23 protein-coding genes are annotated in these 20657 nt (G+C 63.5%); 14 read left to right on the top strand and 9 right to left on the bottom strand.

The features are described 5' to 3' along the window. Nucleotides 1–151 precede the first annotated feature (151 nt). The gene (locus tag MA04_RS11120) at nt 152–1087 is read right to left on the bottom strand and encodes a LysR family transcriptional regulator (protein WP_163126520.1); all 936 of its coding nucleotides are present in this window, start codon (nt 1085–1087) and stop codon (nt 152–154) included. A 180-nt stretch (nt 1088–1267) separates the two neighbouring features. Between MA04_RS11120 and MA04_RS11125 the strand changes: the two genes are divergently transcribed. Beyond that, nucleotides 1268–2452 carry an acyl-CoA dehydrogenase gene (locus MA04_RS11125; protein ID WP_163126521.1) on the top strand — a complete coding sequence of 395 codons (1185 nt, stop codon included), beginning with the start codon at nt 1268–1270 and terminating at the stop codon, nt 2450–2452. Nucleotides 2453–2461: 9 nt separating this feature from the next. After that, nucleotides 2462–3694 carry a CaiB/BaiF CoA transferase family protein gene (locus MA04_RS11130; protein ID WP_262460472.1) on the top strand — a complete coding sequence of 411 codons (1233 nt, stop codon included), beginning with the start codon at nt 2462–2464 and terminating at the stop codon, nt 3692–3694. A gap of 126 nt (nt 3695–3820) precedes the next feature. Here the strand turns inward: MA04_RS11130 and MA04_RS11135 are convergent, their stop codons facing one another. Beyond that, nucleotides 3821–4189: a YciI family protein gene (locus MA04_RS11135; protein WP_262460473.1), complete on the bottom strand. Its 369-nt coding sequence runs from the start codon at nt 4187–4189 to the stop codon at nt 3821–3823. A gap of 182 nt (nt 4190–4371) precedes the next feature. Between MA04_RS11135 and MA04_RS11140 the strand changes: the two genes are divergently transcribed. Further along, nucleotides 4372–5208 (top strand): AraC family transcriptional regulator, encoded by an 837-nt coding sequence (locus MA04_RS11140; RefSeq protein ID WP_262460474.1) that lies wholly within the window; start codon nt 4372–4374, stop codon nt 5206–5208. 51 nt (nt 5209–5259) lie between these two features. Then, nucleotides 5260–5868, top strand: coding sequence for a LysE family translocator (locus MA04_RS11145; protein ID WP_262460476.1), 609 nt, complete (start codon nt 5260–5262; stop codon nt 5866–5868). A 378-nt stretch (nt 5869–6246) separates the two neighbouring features. Here MA04_RS11145 and MA04_RS11150 read toward each other — a convergent pair whose 3' ends face one another. Next, complete coding sequence (locus MA04_RS11150; RefSeq protein ID WP_262460477.1) at nt 6247–7701, bottom strand: MFS transporter; 1455 nt, start codon at nt 7699–7701, stop codon at nt 6247–6249. Nucleotides 7702–7793: 92 nt separating this feature from the next. Between MA04_RS11150 and MA04_RS11155 the strand changes: the two genes are divergently transcribed. Further along, complete coding sequence (locus MA04_RS11155) at nt 7794–8591, top strand: helix-turn-helix transcriptional regulator (protein WP_262460478.1); 798 nt, start codon at nt 7794–7796, stop codon at nt 8589–8591. Here MA04_RS11155 and MA04_RS11160 read toward each other — a convergent pair. After that, the gene (locus MA04_RS11160) at nt 8588–9499 is read right to left on the bottom strand and encodes a LysR family transcriptional regulator (protein WP_262460480.1); all 912 of its coding nucleotides are present in this window, start codon (nt 9497–9499) and stop codon (nt 8588–8590) included. The two genes, MA04_RS11155 and MA04_RS11160, sit on opposite strands and share 4 nt — an antisense overlap. A gap of 174 nt (nt 9500–9673) precedes the next feature. On the opposite strand from MA04_RS11160, the gene MA04_RS11165 reads away from it, so the two are divergent. Continuing rightward, nucleotides 9674–10270, top strand: coding sequence for a TetR/AcrR family transcriptional regulator (locus MA04_RS11165; RefSeq protein ID WP_262460481.1), 597 nt, complete (start codon nt 9674–9676; stop codon nt 10268–10270). On the opposite strand, the gene MA04_RS11170 is transcribed toward MA04_RS11165, so the two are convergent. Genes MA04_RS11170 through MA04_RS11180 form a run of 3 tightly spaced genes read right to left on the bottom strand, consistent with a single transcriptional unit; the run spans nt 10271 to nt 12029 of the window. After that, a complete protein-coding gene (locus MA04_RS11170; RefSeq protein WP_262460482.1) occupies nt 10271–10510 on the bottom strand; it encodes a cytoplasmic protein in 240 nt (79 codons plus the stop codon). It lies immediately after the preceding gene. Continuing rightward, nucleotides 10507–11217 carry a glutamine amidotransferase gene (locus tag MA04_RS11175; protein WP_262460483.1) on the bottom strand — a complete coding sequence of 237 codons (711 nt, stop codon included), beginning with the start codon at nt 11215–11217 and terminating at the stop codon, nt 10507–10509. The genes MA04_RS11170 and MA04_RS11175 overlap by 4 nt, the downstream gene beginning before the upstream one ends. Continuing rightward, nucleotides 11214–12029: a YggS family pyridoxal phosphate-dependent enzyme gene (locus MA04_RS11180; RefSeq protein ID WP_262460484.1), complete on the bottom strand. Its 816-nt coding sequence runs from the start codon at nt 12027–12029 to the stop codon at nt 11214–11216. The genes MA04_RS11175 and MA04_RS11180 overlap by 4 nt, the downstream gene beginning before the upstream one ends. 81 nt (nt 12030–12110) lie before the next feature. On the opposite strand from MA04_RS11180, the gene ptsJ reads away from it, so the two are divergent. Then, nucleotides 12111–13409: a MocR-like B6 salvage transcription factor PtsJ gene (ptsJ, locus tag MA04_RS11185; RefSeq protein ID WP_262460485.1), complete on the top strand. Its 1299-nt coding sequence runs from the start codon at nt 12111–12113 to the stop codon at nt 13407–13409. On the opposite strand, the gene MA04_RS11190 is transcribed toward ptsJ, so the two are convergent. Beyond that, nucleotides 13372–14004, bottom strand: a complete 633-nt coding sequence (locus MA04_RS11190; RefSeq protein WP_262460487.1) for a TetR/AcrR family transcriptional regulator — start codon at nt 14002–14004, stop codon at nt 13372–13374. The genes ptsJ and MA04_RS11190 overlap by 38 nt on opposite strands. Before the next feature lie 102 nt (nt 14005–14106). On the opposite strand from MA04_RS11190, the gene MA04_RS11195 reads away from it, so the two are divergent. Further along, complete coding sequence (locus tag MA04_RS11195; protein ID WP_262460489.1) at nt 14107–14847, top strand: SDR family NAD(P)-dependent oxidoreductase; 741 nt, start codon at nt 14107–14109, stop codon at nt 14845–14847. Here the strand turns inward: MA04_RS11195 and MA04_RS11200 are convergent, their stop codons facing one another. Continuing rightward, the gene (locus tag MA04_RS11200) at nt 14848–15489 is read right to left on the bottom strand and encodes an NAD(P)-dependent oxidoreductase (protein WP_262460491.1); all 642 of its coding nucleotides are present in this window, start codon (nt 15487–15489) and stop codon (nt 14848–14850) included. 122 nt (nt 15490–15611) lie between these two features. Here MA04_RS11200 and MA04_RS11205 point away from each other — a divergent pair, with 122 nt between their 5' ends. The 6 genes from MA04_RS11205 (at nt 15612) to MA04_RS11230 (ending at nt 20620) form a co-directional block, all read left to right on the top strand. Continuing rightward, a complete protein-coding gene (locus tag MA04_RS11205; RefSeq protein WP_026949037.1) occupies nt 15612–16523 on the top strand; it encodes a LysR family transcriptional regulator in 912 nt (303 codons plus the stop codon). Beyond that, complete coding sequence (locus MA04_RS11210; RefSeq protein ID WP_262460494.1) at nt 16520–16849, top strand: thioredoxin family protein; 330 nt, start codon at nt 16520–16522, stop codon at nt 16847–16849. Before MA04_RS11205 ends, MA04_RS11210 begins: the two co-directional genes overlap by 4 nt. Nucleotides 16850–17041: 192 nt before the next feature. After that, nucleotides 17042–17950 (top strand): metal ABC transporter substrate-binding protein, encoded by a 909-nt coding sequence (locus MA04_RS11215; protein ID WP_316252597.1) that lies wholly within the window; start codon nt 17042–17044, stop codon nt 17948–17950. Next, a complete protein-coding gene (locus MA04_RS11220) occupies nt 17947–18846 on the top strand; it encodes a manganese/iron ABC transporter ATP-binding protein (protein ID WP_262460496.1) in 900 nt (299 codons plus the stop codon). Before MA04_RS11215 ends, MA04_RS11220 begins: the two co-directional genes overlap by 4 nt. Further along, complete coding sequence (locus MA04_RS11225) at nt 18843–19703, top strand: metal ABC transporter permease (protein WP_262460497.1); 861 nt, start codon at nt 18843–18845, stop codon at nt 19701–19703. The genes MA04_RS11220 and MA04_RS11225 overlap by 4 nt, the downstream gene beginning before the upstream one ends. Continuing rightward, complete coding sequence (locus MA04_RS11230; protein WP_262460499.1) at nt 19700–20620, top strand: metal ABC transporter permease; 921 nt, start codon at nt 19700–19702, stop codon at nt 20618–20620. Before MA04_RS11225 ends, MA04_RS11230 begins: the two co-directional genes overlap by 4 nt. Nucleotides 20621–20657 lie beyond the last annotated feature (37 nt).

Genomic DNA, 20657 nt, shown 5'->3' on the forward strand with positions numbered 1-20657 from the left:
CCTTTCTTTTGAGTCGTCATTGAGTCGAACGACGGGGTGAGGAATTCGACATCGTGTCCAAGGTTAACGCCAGGAAATGACATAGGGAAGACATCGGATAGGGAAAAGATCGCGGCTTGTGAGCCATGACACCCATGCGTCTCGCCCGGCGTCAAACCGCCTGTGGTGCCGGCGCCGCTGTCAGCCCGCCGCTCTCCCGGAAATGTTCGATTTCCGCCACCAGCCAATCCCGAAACAACAGCAACAACGGATTCTCCGCTTTCTGTTCCGGCAGGATGAAGTGGTAAGCCCAGGAGCTGCGATAGCTGTGCGGTAATGGAATGATCAGCCGGCCGGAGGCCAGTTCCTCGCGGATCAGGAATGGTGGAATCAGGGCGATCCCCATGTCCTGCATGGCGGCTTCGGCCAGCATGGTGAACAGCTCGAAACGCGGGCCGGTCATGTCCCGTTCCACCCGCAGGCCGGCGGAATCGAACCACTCACGCCAGGCGTAGGGGCGGGTGGTCTGTTGCAGCAGGGTGAGGCCGGCGATGGTCTGTGCGTCCAGCTCCCGTTCCGGGGCGATCAGCCGCGGGCTGCACACCGGCATCGGCTCCTCATGCATTAACAGGGTGGCTTCGGTGCCGGGCCAGTCGCCATCGCCGAAATAGATCGCCGCGTCGAAGCGGGTCTCGGCGAACAGAAACGGCTTGGTACGGTTGGTCAGATTGACGGTGACACCGGGGTGGGCGCGGCGGAAGTCCTTCAGCCGTGGCAGCAGCCAGCGGGTGCCGAAGGTGGGCACCACCGCCAGTTCCAGGGTGTTGGCGGCGCCGTGGTCCCCCATCACCGCCAGTGTATCCCGTTCCAATTCATCAAGATGGACGCTGACCCGGCGGCTGTAATCGCGGCCCGCTTCGGTGAGTCGCACGCCCGGACGTGAGCGGCGGAACAGTTTGACGCCGAGAAAGTCCTCCAGGGCCGCGATCTGGCGGCAAATGGCGCTTTGCGTCAGGGCCAGTTCCTCGGCGGCCTTGGTGAAGCTCTGATGGCGCGCGGCCGCCTCGAAGCCGATCAGAGCGGTGGTGCTGGGGATCTTGCGTCGCATGCGGGTCTTCCCGGTCGGTTTTCGTTCACAAGTGATAAAATAGCACAAAGGCGTGCGAGAAAGTGGCTTGTTCTGACCGCCGCGGCCTGTATAGCATGGCGCCAAACCCGCCCAAATAGCGCCTTCGTGCCTGACCGGGCAGTCTCTCATCCCTTCTTGAAGTGAAAAGGTGGAATAACCGTGGCCAATAACGCAGCCTTTGACTGGGCGAGCCCCCTCCTGCTGGATCAGCAACTCACCGAAGACGAGCGCATGGTGCGTGACACCGCCTACCAGTACGCGCAGGACAAACTCATGCCGCGGGTGCTCAACGCCTTCCGCAACGAGCACACCGACGTGGAAATCTTCCGTGAAATGGGCGAACTCGGGTTGCTGGGCGCTACCATTCCGGAAGCTTACGGTGGTGCCGGCCTCAACTATGTGTGCTACGGCCTGATCGCCCGGGAAGTGGAACGGGTGGATTCCGGTTACCGCTCCATGATGAGCGTGCAGTCTTCCCTGGTGATGGTGCCGATCAACGAGTTCGGCAGCGAAGAGCAAAAGCAGAAATACCTGCCGAAGCTGGCCAGTGGCGAATGGATCGGTTGCTTCGGTCTGACCGAACCGGACCACGGTTCCGATCCGGGCGGCATGGTCACCCGCGCCAAGAAAACCGACGGCGGCTATCTGCTCTCCGGTGCCAAGATGTGGATCACCAACAGCCCCATCGCCGATGTGTTCGTGGTCTGGGCCAAGACCGAGGATGACAAGATTCGCGGCTTTATTCTGGAGAAAGGCTGGGAAGGTCTGAGTGCCCCGGCGATTCACGGCAAGGTCGGCCTGCGCGCGTCCATCACCGGTGAAATCGTCATGGACAACGTGTTCGTGCCGGAGGAAAACCTGATGCCGGGCGTGTCCGGTCTGCGTGGTCCGTTCACCTGCCTGAACTCCGCCCGCTACGGTATTGCCTGGGGCGCCCTGGGCGCCGCCGAATTTTGCTGGCACACCGCCCGCCAGTACACCCTGGATCGCAAACAGTTCGGCCGCCCGTTGGCCGCCAACCAGTTGATCCAGAAAAAACTGGCGGACATGCAGACGGAAATCACCCTGGCATTACAGGGTTGCCTGCGCCTGGGCCGGATGAAGGACGAAGGCACCGCGGCGGTGGAAATTACCTCGATCATGAAGCGTAATTCCTGCGGCAAGTCCCTGGACATCGCGCGCCTGGCCCGGGACATGATGGGCGGCAACGGCATTTCCGACGAGTTCGGCGTGGCCCGCCACTTGGTTAACCTGGAAGTAGTGAATACCTACGAAGGGACCCACGACGTGCACGCGCTGATCCTCGGCCGCGCGCAAACCGGCCTGCAAGCCTTCACCAACTAAGGGGCTTTTATGAGTGGCGCGCTGTCGCACCTGCGCGTGCTCGATCTGTCCCGTGTTCTGGCCGGCCCCTGGGCCGGTCAGATCCTGGGCGATCTGGGCGCCGAGGTGATCAAGGTGGAGCGGCCCGGCAGCGGTGACGATACCCGTATCTGGGGGCCGCCCTACGCCAAGGACGCGGAGGGTCATGACAGTGACCAGTCCGCTTATTATCTGTGCACCAATCGCAACAAGAAATCGGTGGCCATCGATATCGCCCACCCGGAAGGGCAGGCGCTAATCCGTGAACTGGCCGCGCAAAGCGATGTGGTGATCGAGAACTTCAAAAAAGGCGGCCTGCGCCGTTATGGTCTGGACTATGAATCTCTGTCCGCGGACAACCCCGGCCTGATTTATTGCTCCATCACCGGCTTCGGTCAGACCGGGCCATACTCCAGCCGCCCCGGCTACGATTTTCTGATTCAGGCCATGGGCGGATTGATGAGCATCACCGGCCATCGCGATGATGAGCCCGGAGCCGGCCCGATGAAAGTGGGCGTGGCGCTCACCGACATCACCACCGGTCTGTATTCCACCATCGCCATTCTGGGCGCTTTGGAGCATCGCAATCAGACCGGCGAAGGCCAGCACATCGACATGGCACTGCTGGATGTGCAGATTGCTTGTCTGGCCAATCAGACGCTCAATTATCTCACCACCGGCAAGGCTCCGACGCGCATGGGCAATGCTCATCCCAGCGTGGTGCCGTACCAGGATTTCCCCACCGCCGACGGTGATGTGATCCTGGCCATCGGCAACGACGGTCAGTTCGCCCGCTTCTGTGAGGTGGCCGGACACCCGGAATGGGCCGTGGACGACCGCTACGCCACCAACCGGGCCCGGGTGGACAATCGCGATACCCTGATTCCGTTGATGCGGCAGGCCACGGTGATGCGCACCACCCGGGAATGGATCGAGGTTCTGGAGCAGGCTGGTGTGCCCTGCGGGCCGGTCAACAGCATCGCCGATGTGTTTCAGGATCCCCACGTTCAGGCCCGGGGCATGCAACTGGAAATGCCACATCCGAGTCTGGGCACGGTACCGCAGGTGGCCAGCCCGCTGCGGCTGTCGGCGTCACCGGTGGAGTATCGCACGGCGCCGCCGCGCCTGGGCGAGCATACCGACGAGGTGCTGGCGGAAACGCTGGGGTTGTCCGCCGAAGCGATCCAGCGGCTGCGCGCGGAGCGTATTGCCGGGCAGAACTGATTGCGGCTCGCTTCCCTCGGGGAGAGCTACGAAGCCGCTGTGGGAGCTTGCCCCGCAAGCGAATTCTTCTAATGCAGCGTAATTCGCTTGCAGGGCAAGCTCCCACAGTGGTTTCGTAGAGCTCCTTCAATACCGCCCTTCCTCGCGCAATGCCTCCTCGATCGGGCGCACTTCAATCGTGCCCAGCCGCGCCGACGGCCAGCCCTGGGCCAGGCGCAGGGCTTCATCGAAATCCCGTGCTTCGATCAGGAAAAAACCACCCAACTGCTCCTTGGTTTCCGCGAACGGACCATCGGTGACGGAGATCTTGCCGCCACGGATGCGGGTGGTTTTGGCCCGGCGCGCGCTTTGTAGCGCGTGGGTGTTGACCAGGTGGCCCCCGGCGCGCAGGGTTTCCACATAGTCCAGCGTTTCCTGGCGCAGCGCCTGCCATTGTTCCGGCGTCAGATCGGTGAGGGCCTGTTCCGCTTCATAGGCCAGACAGAGAAATTTCATTTTTTATTCCTATGGGATGCTGTTATCACTGAAGAATAGAGGGGCGCCGCACAAATGTTCCAGACTGCCCCCGCTCGGGGCTGTATTGATGATCAATTCCACTAACCGATTTCTGTACCTATTTCTGTAATAGTAATGACGCCACGGGGCGAATTCGCTCCAGACAGTGGCAAGGAACGGCAATGACTTCCACCAATTGGGTTGATCTGTCTCGCGATTCGGAAACCGGGATCGAGAGTTTGCGTGCCCATTTCGAAGGTCACGCCTACGACCCGCATTGGCATGACACCTATGCCATCGGTCTCACCGAACAGGGCGTGCAGCGGTTTCATCTGGGGCGCACCCGCCATGAGAGCACGCCGGGCAAAGTGATTCTGCTGGAACCCGGTGATGTCCATGACGGCCATGGGCCGACGCCGGAGGGCTTTACTTACCGGCTACTGTACATCGATCCGCACTGGCTGCATCGGCAATTGGGCGGGTTGTTCGAACAACGTCCCGACGAGTACCGCATGGCGTTTCAGGATGCCATGAGCAGTGACGTGCGGCTGGCCCACGCCATCGGCACCGCCTTCGATGTCATGCATTACGGCGATTTTCGCATCACCCGGCAGGCGGCGTTGGATTCGTTGTTGGAGCGGTTGACCTGCCATGTGCAATGGCGGCGCCGGCCGCAGCCGAACCCGGTGATGCCGTTGCTGGCGGCGAAAACGCGGGAATTCCTGCATGCCCACATCGCCGATGACATCGGCATGGACGACGTGGGCCGAGCGCTCGGCTGCGACCGTTTCCGTATCACGCGGGCCTTTAAAGCGGCGTTCGGCATGTCGCCGCACGCTTATCTGGTGCAACTGCGTCTGGTCGGAGCCCGCCGCTTGCTGGCTCGGGGCGAGACACCAGCGGACGTGGCGGCGGCCACCGGGTTCGCCGATCAAAGCCATCTTGGGCGCTGGTTCCGCCGTGCTTATGCGATGACGCCGGCCTATTACCGCAATCGCTGCTCAAAGCTTCCAGACTGACGGCGGCCGCTACGCGACGATAGCCATCCCATCTGGTTAAGGGTTGGTGTCATGGAATCCCTGGTCGCGTTTTTTCTGTTTGCCTTTGTCGCCTCGATCACGCCCGGTCCCACTAACGTGCTGGTGATGAGCAATGCTTCCCGCCATGGCTGGCCTTCGGCGCTGCCCATGGTGATCGGCGGCTGCGCCGCCGCCGCCACCATCGTGCTGCTGGTCGGCAGCGGCCTGACCCGCTCCCTCGCGGAGCACCCGCAGATCCAGCGGGCCATTGCCTGGACGGGTGTTGCCTGGCTGAGCTGGATGGCCTGGCATCTGTTCCGCAGTGATTCCCTCGGTGACGACGAAAGGGCGCTTGGCCGCGGCCGTGGCTTTACGGTGGCCGCCACCCTGCAACTGGTGAACCCGAAAGTCTGGATGATGGCGCTAGCGGTCATGGGCGTGTTCGTCACCCCGGGTGCCGGGCAGGGCGGTCGCGTGGCCTTGTTGTCGCTGATCTTCTTTCTGGTGGCGCTGCCGTGCATGGCGATCTGGGCCTGGCTGGGCGTCAAAGCCGCCGCCTGGACCCGTTCGCCGGGGCGCCTGCGCTGGTTCAACCGCGCCATGGCGGTGCTGTTGCTGCTCACTGCCTGGTCCACGGTGGTGGACGTTCGGGTGTTGTGAAGAGCGCTTGATATCACACGCGGTCCTGGCCGATCAAACCCCGGATGAGGCATACTTCGCGACGCTGCCCGCGATTAAAACGGCAGCACGATTGCCTGGCGCGTTCCACTCGAAAATCCCGGAACACTGTCCGAACAAGTGGCGCTACCCGTTGAGGCGCCCCTCACGATAGACAGTGTCAAGTCATGGACTGGAAAGACTCCGAATGATGAATTGGATCCCTATAGTTTTCTTTACGTTCAAGATTGTCGTGTTCGGCACGGGCATGTTCTTCGCCATCAAGTGGCACTACGACAAAGGGAAGAAGAAAAAAGAAAATAACCAAAGCAACGGATCGTAAGCGCCCCAGTAGTGGACACTACCTGCTGTAGCAAGGTGTCATGCGTCAGGCCTCAAGTCGACACCCAACCGCCGCAGCTGCTGCAGCAGCACACAGGACAGCGCCGCCGCCGTCAGGTTGTACAACATGGCAATGACGAACGCGTCCACATGGGCGGCGGCAGGATCCGCCGCCGGAGCGGCCCGTAAAGTGCCGAGGAACAGCATGCCCATGGCGCACACGCCGAGGGCGGCGCCTACCTGTTGCAGTGTGGAGATCACTCCGGAGGCCATACCCGCTTGCCGCTGCGGCACCACTCCCAGAACCAGATTCAGCAACGGCGTCATTACCAGACCCTGGCCAAAGCCCACCGCGATCAATACCGGAATCCACCAGGCCAGCAGGCCACCCTCCGCTGTCCACTTCACCTGCACGATCAGCAATCCCAGGGACACCGCGTAAAGACCGCCGCCGGCCACCAGGGTCGCGGTGCCGTAGCGGGTCACCCAGCGTGACGCCAGCAATGACGACGCCATGAAACCGGCGCTGGCCGGCGCGAACAGCGCCCCGGCCTGGAACGGATCCAACCCCAGCCCGGTTTGCACCAGCAGCGCGAAGCACAAGAAGAAGGAACTGGAGGTGGAGTAAATCAGCGTGACCAGCACACAGCCCAGTGCGAAAGCCGGTTGCCGCAGTAACGTCATATCCACCAGCGGCAAGTGTCCCCGGCGTTGCCGGCGACGTTGTTGAACGCTGAACTGCGCCAGCAGCAGGCCGGACAATGCCAGGGCGCCCCAGCTCCACAGTGGCCAGTGCCGGGCCGGGCCTTCCAGCAGTGCTACCAGCAACAGCGTCAAACCGGCCGCCACCAGCAGTACACCGGCACCATCCAGATCCGGCCGCTGCTCCAGGCGGGATTCGGCCACGCGACCGCCGAACATCAGTGTCAGCAGACCAATGGGGAGATTGACCAGAAAGATGGAGCGCCAGCCCAGACCGGCCAGGTCCAGGTGCACCAGCCAGCCGCCCAGCATTTGCCCGGCAATGGCCGCCAACCCCAGAGTCATACCCAGACAGGCAAACGCCCGGCGCTGAGTGTCGGCGTCGTAGAGCACGCGTAGGGAGGCGTAGATCTGTGGAAAGAGCAGAGCGGCGGCCCCGCCCTGGAACACCCGGGCGGCGATCAGCGCTTCCGCCGTGGGCGCGATGCCGCACAGCAGCGAGGCCAGGGTGAACAGCACCATCCCCCAGAGGTACAGACGCCGCCGCCCGAAGCGGTCGCCAAGACGGCCGCCGGTGATCAACAGCGCGCCGAAGGCCAATTCATAGCCAGCCAGCACAAAGCCGATTTGCGCGAAACTGGCGCCCAGATCCCGCTGCATGCTGGGGATCGCCACGTTGACCACGAACAGATCGAAAATGGTGACAAAACCGCCGAGCAACAACACCGGCAGGCCGGGAATACCCTTGCCATGGGAAAGGGGCGAAGCAAGCTGGGAACGGGACGTCATCATGGTCTCCTCTTATGGGCGAAGGGGAGGTATTCTGGCGGCCTTTTATCGCATTACAATTTAGCTGTTTATCCTATTACAAGAGGTAACCCCCAATGGCCACGCCAAGGCTGCAGCGCACACGCCGGGAACTGGCCGCTTTTCTGCGCGCTTGCCGGGAGGCGATCACCCCGGAGCAGGTGGGGCTGGCGGACAGTGGACGCCGGCGCACGTCCGGCTTGCGCCGCGAGGAAGTGGCCACGCTCGCCGGGGTCGGGGTGACCTGGTACACCTGGCTGGAGCAGGGACGGGATATCGGCGTGTCCGCGCCGGTACTGGAACGCATCGCCCGGGTGCTCAAACTGGACGGCGCCCAGCGCCGCCATCTGTTTTTGCTGGCACAGAACCGGCCGCCGGTGGAACCGGGCAAAACCTGGTGCTCGGTGCCCCCGCTGGTACGGCGTTTAATGGACGACTGGCCCCACCATCCGGCTTACGTGCTCAATTTGCGCTGGGATGTGCTGGCCTGGAACGCGGCGGCCCAGACCCTGTTTGATTTCGAGCAGCGGCCGGCGGGGCAGCGCAATCTGCTGTGGCTGTTGTTCACCGCCGAGGATCTGCGCGGCGTGTTCGTGAACTGGGCCGAACAAGCGCCGCGCATGCTGGCCAGCTTCCGCCGTGATTTCGTGCGCGCCACCACCGATCCCAGCATCACCGATCTGGTTCGGCAATTGGAACGGGCCTCACCGGAATTCCGCCAATGGTGGCCTTGCCAAGATGTTGCGGCGCCGTGCACGGGCAGCCGGGAATTGCTTTGCGATGGACAGGCCCGGCGTTACCAGCACACCACCCTGATCGTGGACGAGGATCGTCATCTGCGTCTGGTGGTGTACGCGCGGGATGAACACTCTTAACGCCGGGGCGCGGGGCGCAGGCGTTCGCCGATCACCGTTTCCAGCCACTGGGAAAACACCTGGAAGCGGTGCGACAGATGCAGGCGTTGCGGATACAGCAAGGTGATCTCCATGGGCTCCGCCCGCCACTCGGGCAGCACCTCGCGAAGCAGGCCGTTGTCCAGATCCTCGCGAACGTCGTAGGCCGGCACCTGGATCATACCCAGCCCGGCCCGACAGCAGGCGATATACAGCTCGGTGTTGTTCACCGCCACGGCACCGGGTATCTCCACCTGGTGGTATTCACCATCGCGCCGATATTCCCAGGGCTCGGGGCGGCCCTGACTGGGCGCGATATAATGCACCGCTCGATGCGACGGCAGTTCTTCCACTGTACGCGGTGTACCGTGGCGCCGCAGGTACGCCGGGCTGGCGCAATTGATCAGTTTCAATTGCCCCAACGGCCGGGCGATCAACGAGGAATCGGCCAGCGGACCGACGCGGATGACACAGTCCACCGCTTCCTGCACCAGATCCACCTGGCGGTCGGCCACGCACAGATCCACCTTGATATCCGGATAGCGGTCAAGAAAGGCCGGTAGCGCTGGAGCCAGCACCAGCCGCCCGATGCGGGCCGGCACATTGACGCGGATGCGTCCGGCCGGGGCTTTGCCGGGGCGGAATAACTCCTCGGTTTCTTCGTAATCGGAAAGCAGTCGCACACAACGATCGTAGAAACGATGTCCTTCCTCGGTGACGGTAACCTGGCGCGTGGTGCGATGCAGCAATCGCGCGCCAACACGCTGTTCCAGCGTTTTAATCGCGCCGGACACCGACGAACGTGGTAGCGGCAGAGTCTCCGCGGCACGGGTGAAGTTGCCGCAGTCCACCACACGCACGAAGATCCTGAGTAGCTCCAACCGGTCCATGGTGCGCCTCCATTGTTCGTATCACTCGACGAGTGGAGTGAATATAGCGCTTTTATGATCGCATTAGCGACACATAGGACGGCGGAGGCGGTTTCCTGGGACGATCCGGCGTGAACGGATACACTGACGGGCGATGGTGCTCTCGCGCGGAATGCGCTAATGGAAGGAAGTCCCTTGAAAACCAAGCAACGGCAGCGGCAGGTGAAGCCCGCGGAAGTACGTCTGGATGAATTGGTCAGCGCGGCGCAGGTGTTGTTTCTGGAAAAAGGCATGAAGGCCACCACGGTGGACGATATCGTCGAACGGGCCGGTGTCGCCAAGGGCACTTTCTACCATTACTTCAACACCAAAACGGACTTGCTGCCGGCGCTTCGCGAGCGCTTTGCCCGCCGTTTCCTGGAACGGGTGTCGGAAGCGATGGCAGCCTGCGCCGAGGACGACTGGCGCGGCCGGCTCAGCGCCTGGTGCCAGAGCAGCCTGTCCATCTGCGTCGAGGACTTTCGGTTGCACGATCTGGTCTACGCCGATCACTATCATGACCGCAGCGATCCTGATCTGAACCAGGTGCTGGATCAGGTGGAAGCGATTCTGCGCGCCGGCGGCGAAGCCGGCGCCTGGCCACAGGCGGATTGGCGGCGGCTGGCGGTCATCGCGTTCTGGAGCATGCATGGTCTGGCCGATGACCTCATCGCCCGCGGTGGGGACAGCGAGGAGGTGGGGCGCTTTCTCAGCCAGCGGCTACTGGCCATGCTGGGCGGTACCGGAACCTGATCAGGCTTCCCCGGGGAGTGGCTGGTACAAGGGCCGGCGGCCGAGAACCCTCAAACCGTCGGGCCCGCTTTCCAGCAAACGGTATTCCTCGTTCGCCACCTGGACGGTGAGCTGGTAGCCGGAGGCTTCGGAGAAGCAGCCTCGCACCTGTTCCATGGCCGCCCTGGCGTCGGCGCTATCGGTTTCGAAATGCCCCAAAAGCCGGCCCCGATGGTGGATGGTCAAACGGTACTGCGTCATTGTTTTTGCTCCCATTGATCCCGCCACTGAGTCATCAGCCGTCGCGCCGCCCGAATCAGAGAGTGGCCGTGTTCCGCGGCGTCCCGGCGCAACTGTTCCAGATCAATGCCGGCCCCCGACAGTTCCAGGGTGTGGCCGATCAGCCAGCGCTCCAGCTTTTCCGGGTCCGCTTCGATGTGAAACTGCAGGCCCAGCGCGTGGTGGCCGACGGCGAACGCCTGGGTCGGGCAAGGCGTCGTCGTGGCCAGACTGGACACGGCCGCCGGTAATTGAATCCGGTCGCCGTGCCAATGCAACACCGGCACGTCTTCCAGAGCGGTCAGCGGCGAGGCCAGGCCGACGCGGGTCAGTTGAACGGGCGCGAAACCGATTTCCTTTTCCGGCATGGCGCTGATCCGGCCGCCCAGGGCCCGGGCCATCAATTGCGCGCCGAGACAGATGCCGAGCAACGGCTGCCGTCGCAGTAGACGTTCGCTGATCAGGGCCAGCTCGGATTGCAGATACGGATAGAGACGGTCGTCGAAAGCGCCGATCGGACCGCCGAGTACGATCAGCAGGCCAGGCGGGGCATCGAATAAATCCTCGAGGGTGTCCACGCCAACATCCCGGTATTGGATTTGCCAACCCCATTCGCGCAGCAGGGGGTCGAGCGTGCCGAGATCCTCGAAAGCCAGGTGGCGCAGGGCCACGGCGGTGTTCATCGTCATGGGGTTTGCTCCGCTTGCGGTGTGGGAGAAGAAGCCGCGTCCGGCCAGTAGTGACTGTCGGGCAGGAGACGCGCGCCGAAGATGGCTTGACCCACCCGAACCACGGTGGCGCCTTCCTCGATGGCGGTTTCAAAGTCGCCGGACATGCCCATGGATAAGTGCGTCAGATCGATCCGGTCCGGCGCGCTCTGGCGTAGTTGGTCCCGCAACTGGCGCAACCGGACGAAGCAGGCGCGCACCCGGTCGGTGTCGGACGACCACAACGCCAGGGTCATCAGGCCTCGGACCCGCAGGCAGGAGAACGGCGTCAATGCCTTCAGAAATGGCGCCACCTGATTCGGCGCCAGGCCATATTTGCTGTCCTCGCCGGAGGTGTTCACCTGCACCATGACGTCCAGGGCACGGCCTTCCTGCTGCAACCGGCGTTCCAGTGCCTCGGCCACCCGGATGCTGTCCAGGGCCTGGAATTCACTGGCGAAACGGGCCACGTAGCGGGCCTTGTTGGTCTGCAGATGGCCGATCACCGACCAGCGCAGATCGGTCAGATCCGCCAGCGTCTGATGTTTATGGCGGGCTTCCTGAACCTTGTTCTCACCCAGTTCCCGGCAACCGGCGGCGTAGGCCAGCCGCAGCCGTTCCACCGCCACGGTCTTGCTCACCGGCAGCAGGCGTACCGTGGCCGGGTCCCGGCCGCACCGGTTGCAGGCGTCGGCGATGCGCTGGCGCACCGAGGTCAGATTGGCGCGAATCCGCGCCTCCGTTGCCGCCGGAGGGTAGGGCGAAGGGGGCGTTTGGGTTGGGTCTGGTGTCATCACCGGGCTCCGATGGGCACTTGGAGAGCGCTTAGTTTATGATTGTCACAGGTCAAAATCTATATTGTCATAGGACAAAAAATGGCGATTACGGGACAAAGCGCGGCGGAGATCGTCGACAGCGTGCGGGCCGAGGTGCGAAGCGGTGCCCTGGAACCGGGCCAGGCGCTGCCGCCGGTGCGGGAACTGGCGGCGCGGCTGGGTGTGAACCGCAATACCGTGGCTGCTGCCTACAAGCGGTTGGTGGTGGTTGGCGTGGCGGAAACCCGGGGGCGGTTGGGGACGCTGATTCGAGAGCCAGCGGCACCGGGCCCACGGGAAGGCGCGGCACCGGACTCGCCGTTGATGGATCTCGCCAGCGGTAATCCGGACCCGCGCTGGTTGCCGGACCCGCGCGCCCTGGCGGCGGCGCTGTCCGGGCAACCGCGCCTGTACGGTGAGCCACCAGTGTCGCCCCGATTGGCGGCCCTGGCGGAGCCCTGGTTCCGGGACGTGCCCTGTCCAGATCCGGTGCTGACCGTGACCCACGGAGCGGTGGACGCCATCGAACGGCTGCTGACCGCCCATCTGGTGCCCGCCGATCCGGTGGCGGTGGAAGATCCCTGTTTCCTCAGCAGCATCCATACGCTGCGTTTACTGGGCCTGCGTCCCATGGGCGTCCCGGTGGACGGGGAAGGCATGACCGTGGATGGCTTGCGTCAGGCCCTCGCCAGCGGCGCCCGTGCCGTTTTGTGCACGCCGCGCGCCCACAACCCCACCGGGTGCAACCTCAGCGCGGATCGGGCCGCGGCATTGCGCCAGGTGCTGGCCGAATATCCGCACGTGCTGGTGATCGAGGACGATCACTTCGCCCCGTTGTCGCGGGCGGCTTATCAGCCACTGGCGTCGCCGCAGAGCCGGCATTGGGCGCTGGTGCGTTCGGTGTCAAAGTGTTTTGGACCGGATCTGAGACTGGCGCTGGTGGTCAGCGATCAGGACAGCGCCAGCCGGTTTGGCCAGCGGCTGGCCTCCGGTACCGCCTGGGTCAGTCATTTGCTGCAGGATATGGTGGCCTCGTGCCTGGAGAGCAGGGCGGTAATGGCGAGAGTGACGGAAGCTGCCGCCGATTACCGGCGTCGCCGGGACACCCTGTCACAAGCCCTGCGGGACCAGGGGCTGTGTCCGTGGGACGGCGATGGGCTCAATCTATGGATACCGCTGCCGGGGCCGGCGGCGCCGGTCACCGCGGCGCTGGCTCGGCGGGGTTGGCTGGTGCGCGATGACCGGCCTTTCCGTCTTGGCGCCGGCGCCGGCGCTTTGCGCGTCACAGTGACTGGACTGGAGCCGGAGGTGGCGCGCCATTTCAGTGCGGATCTGGCGCGGGTGCTGGCGGCCGGCTGACCAGGGCGTCCCAGGCAGCCAGACCGGTATCCGCCACGCTCATTAGAGCGGCGCGGTCGGCGCCGTCGCGGGCCAGAATCGACATGCCGTGCTGCAGCGTGGCCAGGTATGTCGCCAGGGCCTGGCAATCCGTTCCCGGCGCCAGTTCACCGTCGGCGACAGCCCGTTCGAAGCGCTCCCGCAGGACGCTGATGTTGCGCGTCCGGTGCTCCCTCAATATTTCGCAAATGGCCGGGCTGGCGCCCTCCGATTGCGGTGCGGCGAGCACGATCAGACAGCCCGGCGGACGGTCTTCATGACTGAACGCTTGTGCCGATCGGCGCAGCACATGGGCCACCGCCTCACGGGCACTGGCGCTGTCCGCCACCGCTTCCCAGATGCCGTTGCCGCCGTGCCGCCGGTACAGCTCCAGGACTTCGCGGAATAACCCCTCCTTGCTGCCGAAGGCGGCATACAGGCTGGGAGGGTTCAGCCCCATGGCGGCGGTGAGGTCGGCCATGGAGGTGTGTTCGAAGCCTTTGCGCCAGAACACGTCCAGCGCCTTGCGCAATACCGTTTCCCGGTCGAAGTTGCGAGGTCTGCCGCGGGGTGGCATGGGCACTCCTTTTATGTATCGATCAATAAAAAATAACTTGACGGCGTCGATTTCGCACGTCATTTTTTATTTGTATTGATCACTACATATTTGGAGAGAGTCATGACGGATTTGAACGGTAAAGTGGCCTTGGTGACCGGTGGCAGCCGGGGTATCGGGGCCGCCATCGCCCGTCGCCTGGCCGCCGACGGCGCCCGGGTGGGGATCACCTACACCAGCCAGTCGGCCGCTGCCGAGGCGGTGGTGGCGGATATCGAAAGCAGAGGCGGGCGGGCCCTGGCGTTACGTGCCGACAACCGCGACAGCGCGGCCCTGGCGGCGGCGGTGCGTGAGGCGGCGGACGCTCTTGGCGGGCTGGACATCCTGGTCAACAACGCCGGCATTTTCGAGATGCGCCCGATCAGCGAACTGACCCTGGAGGATTATCAGCGGGTCATGGAGGTGAACACCCAGGCGGTGTTCGTCGCCACCCGGGCGGCGGTGGACCTGCTGCCGGAGGGCGGACGGGTGATCAATCTGGGCAGCAGCCTGGCGGTGCGGGTGCCCTGGGCGGGGCTGACTTTGTACTCCATGAGCAAGGCGGCATTGATCGGTTTCACCAAGGCGCTGGCCCGGGATCTGGGTGAGCGTGGTATCACCGCCAACGTGGTGCATCCGGGGTCCACCGACACCGATATGAACCCCGCGGGCGGCGACCATGCCGATGGCCAGCGGGCGCTCATGGCGATTCCCCGCTACAACGACCCCGATCATCTGGCGGCGCTGGTGTCCTGGCTGGCCGGCCCCGAGGCCCGCTCGGTGACCGGCTCGGAGTTCGCCATGGACGGTGGCGCCAATATCTGATCAGACATAGCCCAGGGTAAAGCGCTGATCCCGGTGTTGTGGGTTTTCCAGTTCGTCGATCATGGCTACCGCGTAGTCCTGCACCGAAATGCGGCTGTTGCCGTCCTGATCGGTGATCAGCTGGTCGCCGCCGAGCTGAAATCGTCCGGTGCGCTCGCCGGGGAAGATCTCCGCCGCCGGGGACAGCATGGTCCAGGTCTGTTCGCTCTGGCCGCGCAACAGTTCCAGAGCCGCCTTGGCGCCCTGGGCGGTGGCCTTGTACTGCTCCGGAAACTCCGGCGTATCGAACAGCAGCTTGCCAGGAGCCACTTCCAGTGACGCGGCCCCGCCGACGATCAGGAAGCGCTTGGCGTCGACGCTCTCCAGGGCGCGCAGGATCGATTCCACGCCCTTGATGTAGTAGCCATAGACGTCGTCCTGGGCATGCCCGCTGAACGCGCTGATCACGGCGTCATGGCCGGCCAGCACCTTGGCCAGGGCCTCGCTGTCCATCACGTCCGCTTTCGCCGGCGTCAGATTGTCGTGTTGCGGCAACCGTTCCGGGTGAGTGACCACGGCGGTGACCTGGTGGCCCCTTTCCAGGGCCTCGTTGAGCAGGGCGGAGCCGATGAAGCCGCTGGCGCCAATCAGTGCAATGTTCATAACCAACTCCTTATGAGGAAGAGATTGCTCGAAAACAAAGCCATGGTGGCACCGGTGATTGATTTGAAAAACAGCCCAATCAATAATTCAGTGTTTTTAAATTGATAACAATGGGGCTGACCATGGCCGCCGTGGAAGATCTCGACTACAACAGCCTGCCGGTATTTATCGCCCTGGTGGAAGCGGGCAGTTTCACCGCCGCCGCCGAGCGCCTGGGCTGCACCAAGACCCGGGTCAGCCTGCAGATCCGTCGTCTTGAGGAGCGCCTGGGCCAGAGCCTGTTTCATCGCACCACCCGGCAGGTGCAGCCGACCCCGGCCGGCGAGGCGTTCTATCAGCAATGTCGGCCGTTATGGAGTGGCCTGGAAGCGGCGCTGGGCACTCTGGAAGCGGACCGGCAGACCTTGACCGGTGAGTTGCGGATCTCCGCTCCCGAGGACTACGCCATGCAGACTCTGGCGCCGGTGGTGGCGGCATTCAGTGCCGAGCACCCGGGATTGCAGGTGGAGTTACGCGGCGGCGACCGGATCACCGATATGGTTCGCGAAGGCATCGATCTGGCGATCCGTCTCGGTTGGCTACGGGATTCGACGCTCCGTTCCACTGTGCTGGGCCACTTTCAGCAATGGTTGATGGCCTCGCCGGAGTATCTGCGCAAAAGAGGCACACCGGCCACGCCGGAAGCTCTGAGCGACCATGACTGGGTCGCCTTCACGCCGTTGCGCTCGCCATTGACCTGGAACTTTCGCAAAGGCGAACGGCAATGCAGGGTACAAATGCAGGCCCGGTTACGCACCAACGCCACCGGTGTCCTGCGGGAAATGCTGGCGCGTGGCGCCGGCTTGTCGGTCATGGCTCAGCCCACCGCGGAAGCGGAGATCCGGGCTGGTCGTCTGGTGCGGGTGCTGGCGGACTGGCGGTTGCCGGACGGCGGCATCCACGCGGTGTATCCGCCAGGGCGTTATATTCCGGCCCGGGTGCGGGCCTTCGTCGACGCTTTTCGCGCCTCTTTGGAACAGGAGAATCAGCAATGAGCTACAACGAAATCTTTGTGGCGCGGGAGCCGGAACGACAGGAAATCGATGCCGGCAAGGGAAATCTGGTACTGGAATTCGGCACGCCTTGGTGTGGCCACTGCCGTGCCGCGCAACCGCTGATCCGGGAAGTTCTGCAACAAGCCGATACTGATCACATCCGGGTGGAAGACGGCCGGGGCCGGCGGCTGGGCCGCTCGTTCCGGGTCAAATTGTGGCCGACACTGATTTTTCTGCGCGATGGTGAGGAGCGAGCGAGAGTGGTGCGTCCCACCGATATCGCCGTGATCCGTGAGGCGCTGGCGCGACTGGAGCGGAACAATTAATCAATGATGTTGGTGTCATTTCCTTTCCTATTACCCTGAATGCCGATAACGAGTAAATGATGATGCGGGGATTGCGGGGAGCCTCCGCTCTTCTATTTGTTGATCACTCTTGTTTGCAAATGAATCTCAATTGCGTTCATTATAGGAGGACGATCCGGACGGACCCGGCGTGGGTCATTGGAGGAGTGAGTGATGCTTGGCAAGGCGATTCGGCCGGTCCTGGTTCTGGGGGCCGGCGCGGCGCTGATCATGCTGTCGGCGATGACACCGGCAATGGCCGGGGACAAGTTCAAGGTGGTCACCACCTTCACGGTGATCGCCGACATTGCCCGCAACGTGGCCGGAGAGGCCGCCACCGTGGAGTCCATCGTCAAGCCGGGGGCGGAGATCCACAACTATCAGCCTACCCCCGGTGATATCAAACGTGCCCAGGGCGCGCGTCTGATCCTCTGGAACGGCTTGAATCTGGAGTCGTGGTTCGAACGCTTCTTCCGCCATTTACGGGACGTGCCCGGGGTGGTGGTGTCGGACGGGATCGAGCCGTTGGGTATCGGCGAGGGGCCCTACAGCGGCAAGCCCAACCCCCATGCCTGGATGTCACCCGTTTCGGCGTTGATCTACGTGGATAACATTCGTGATGCACTGGTGCGTTATGACCCGGATAACGCAGATACCTACCGGCGCAACGCCGAGCAATACAAAGCCCGCATCCGGGCGCTGGTCGAGCCGATTCGCCAGGAACTGGCGGCGGTGCCCGAGGCGCGGCGCTGGCTGGTGACCAGCGAGGGCGCGTTCTCTTATCTGGCCCGTGATTTTGATCTGAAGGAACGGTATCTGTGGCCGATCAACGCGGACCAGCAAGGCACGCCCCAGCAGGTCCGCAAAGTGATTGATACGGTCAGGGCGGAAAACATCCGTGTGGTGTTTTCCGAAAGCACTGTCTCCGCTTCCCCGGCCCGTCAGGTGGCGCGGGAAACCGGTGCTGCTTACGGCGGCGTGCTCTATGTGGATTCCCTCACCGGCCCGGACGGCCCGGTGCCCACCTATCTGGATCTGCTGCGGGTCACCGCCGCCACCATCGCCAAAGGTCTGACTCAATGAACGCCGTTGCCGCCCGCCTTGCCGAATGTGTCGCCCGCCAGCACGGAGAGGGGATCGCCGTGCAACATGCCACGGTGACCTACCGCAACGGCCATACCGCGTTGCGCGACGCCAGCTTCCGTATCCCGCGCGGCACCATCGCGGCGCTGGTCGGCGTCAACGGCTCGGGAAAGTCCACGCTGTTCAAGTCGATCATGGGCTTCGTGCGCTTGGCCCGGGGCGACATTCGCGTGCTCGGCATGCCGATCCGGCAAGCCCTGCGGCGTAATCTGGTGGCCTATGTGCCGCAGGCGGAAGAGGTGGACTGGAATTTCCCGGTGCTGGTGGAAGACGTGGTGATGATGGGGCGCTACGGACATATGGGGCTGATGCGCCGGGCCCGGGCCGCCGATCACCAGGCGGTGGAGACGGCCCTGGCACGGGTGAATATGGCCGACTTCCGCAAACGGCAGATCGGAGAGCTGTCCGGGGGACAGAAAAAACGAGTGTTTCTCGCCCGCGCGCTGGCCCAGGACGGCCAGGTGATTCTGCTCGACGAGCCGTTCACCGGCGTCGACGTGAAAACCGAGGATCAGATCATGGCGTTGCTGCGGGAACTGCGCGAGGAAGGCCGGGTGATGCTGGTCTCGACGCATAACCTCGGCAGTGTGCCGGAGTTCTGTGATCGCACCATACTGATCAAGCGCACCGTTCTCGCCCATGGCCCCACCAGCGAGGTGTTTACCCAGCGGAATCTGGAGCAGGCGTTTGGTGGTGTGCTGCGGCACTTCGTCGTCAATGAGGCAGGCAGCGGCATGCCGATCCCGATTGGCGTGTTCACCGACGACGAGCGGCCGCTGATTCTCAGGGGCGGCCGGGCCTCGGCCCGCGCGGCAGGGAATGGCGATAACCTATGAGCGCCTTGCTGCTGGAACCGTTCGGTTACCACTACATGGTCAATGCCATGTGGGTATCCGCGCTGGTCGGCGGCGTCTGCGCGTTTCTGTCCTGTTTCCTGATGCTCAAAGGCTGGTCGCTGATCGGGGATGCCTTGTCGCATTCCATCGTGCCCGGGGTGGCGGGGGCCTACCTGTTCGGGCTGCCCATGTTTATCGGCGCGTTCTTCTCCGGTGGTTTGGCGGCGGCCGCCATGCTGTTTCTCAATCAGCGCACCAAGCTTCGGGAGGACGCGGTGATCGGCCTGATCTTTTCCGCGTTTTTCGGGTTGGGGCTGTTCATGGTTTCCCTGTCGCCCACTTCGGTGAACATCCAGACCATCGTGCTGGGCAACATTCTCGCCATCACGCCGGTGGACACGCTGCAACTGGCGCTGATCGGCCTGGTCTCCCTGGCCGTGCTGCTGATCAAATGGAAGGACCTGATGGTGACGTTCTTCGACGAGAGCCACGCCCGTTCCATCGGCTTGAATCCGACCCGGCTCAAGATCCTGTTCTTCACCTTGCTGTCGGCATCGACGGTGGCGGCGTTGCAGACCGTGGGCGCGTTTCTGGTGATTTGCATGGTGGTGACGCCCGGCGCCACCGCTTATCTGCTCACCGACCGCTTTCCCCGGCTGTTGATGATCGCCGTGGCGATCGGCTCGCTCACCAGCCTGACCGGCGCCTACGCCAGTTATTTTCTCGACGGCGCCACCGGCGGTGTGATCGTGGTGCTGCAGACGTTGATCTTTCTGCTGGTGTTTCTGTTGGCGCCGAAGCACGGTTTGCTGGCCGCGCGCAAAAGGGCGGCACGGGCCTGCGCGGAGCCGGTATGACGTTGATCGATACGCTGCTGGCGCCGTTTCAGTTCGAGTTCATGGTCAATGCCCTGATCGTCGCCATGCTGGTGGCGGTACCCATGGCGCTGCTGTCCTGCTTTCTGGTGCTCAAGGGTTGGTCGCTGATGGGCGACGCCATGTCCCATGCGGTGTTTCCCGGGGTGGTGGTGTCCTACCTGATCGGTATTCCTTACGCGGTGGGCGCTTTCATCGCCGGCATGCTGTGTGCAGTCGGCACCGGCTTTCTCGATCACCACAGCCGGGTCAAACAGGATACGGTGATGGGCGTGGTATTCGCCGGCATGTTCGGGCTGGGGCTGGTGCTGTATGTGAAGATCCAGTCGGAAGTCCATCTCGATCACATCCTGTTCGGCGACCTGCTTGGTGTCGCCGGCCCGGACTTGCTTGCCGCGGCACTGATCGCACTGATTACCACCGGTGTTATCGGGTTGAAATGGAAGGATCTTTTACTGCACGCGTTCGATCCGGCCCAGGCCCGGGCTGTGGGTCTGAAAACCGGCTGGCTGCATTACGGGCTGCTGGCGCTGATCTCGATGACCATCGTCGGGGCGCTGCAGGCGGTGGGGGTGATTCTCGCCATCGCTCTGCTGATCGCGCCTGGCGCCATCGTTTTCCTGCTCACACGCACTTTCGGCGCGATGCTGCTGCTATCGGTGCTGGTGGCGGTGTTCGGTGCTTTCAGTGGTGTCTATCTGTCTTTCTTTATCGACAGCGCGCCGGCGCCCACCATCGTGCTGATTCTGTCGGCGCTGTTCGTCGTCGCCTTCGTGCACGCCGGGCGCAAGACCGGACGCCGGCAATCGGCGGAGCGGATCGGGACACGGACCGGGGAAGCGCGACGCCGGGCGGCCGCGGAGTGTTGTCCGCTGATTCAGAATCGACAGGGTTCCTGAGCAACATGCCGGTACCGCCGGGCGGCACCGGAACAGT

The sequence above is a fragment of the Alloalcanivorax balearicus MACL04 genome (genome assembly GCF_025532145.1).
In the GTDB taxonomy this organism is placed as follows: domain Bacteria; phylum Pseudomonadota; class Gammaproteobacteria; order Pseudomonadales; family Alcanivoracaceae; genus Alloalcanivorax; species Alloalcanivorax balearicus.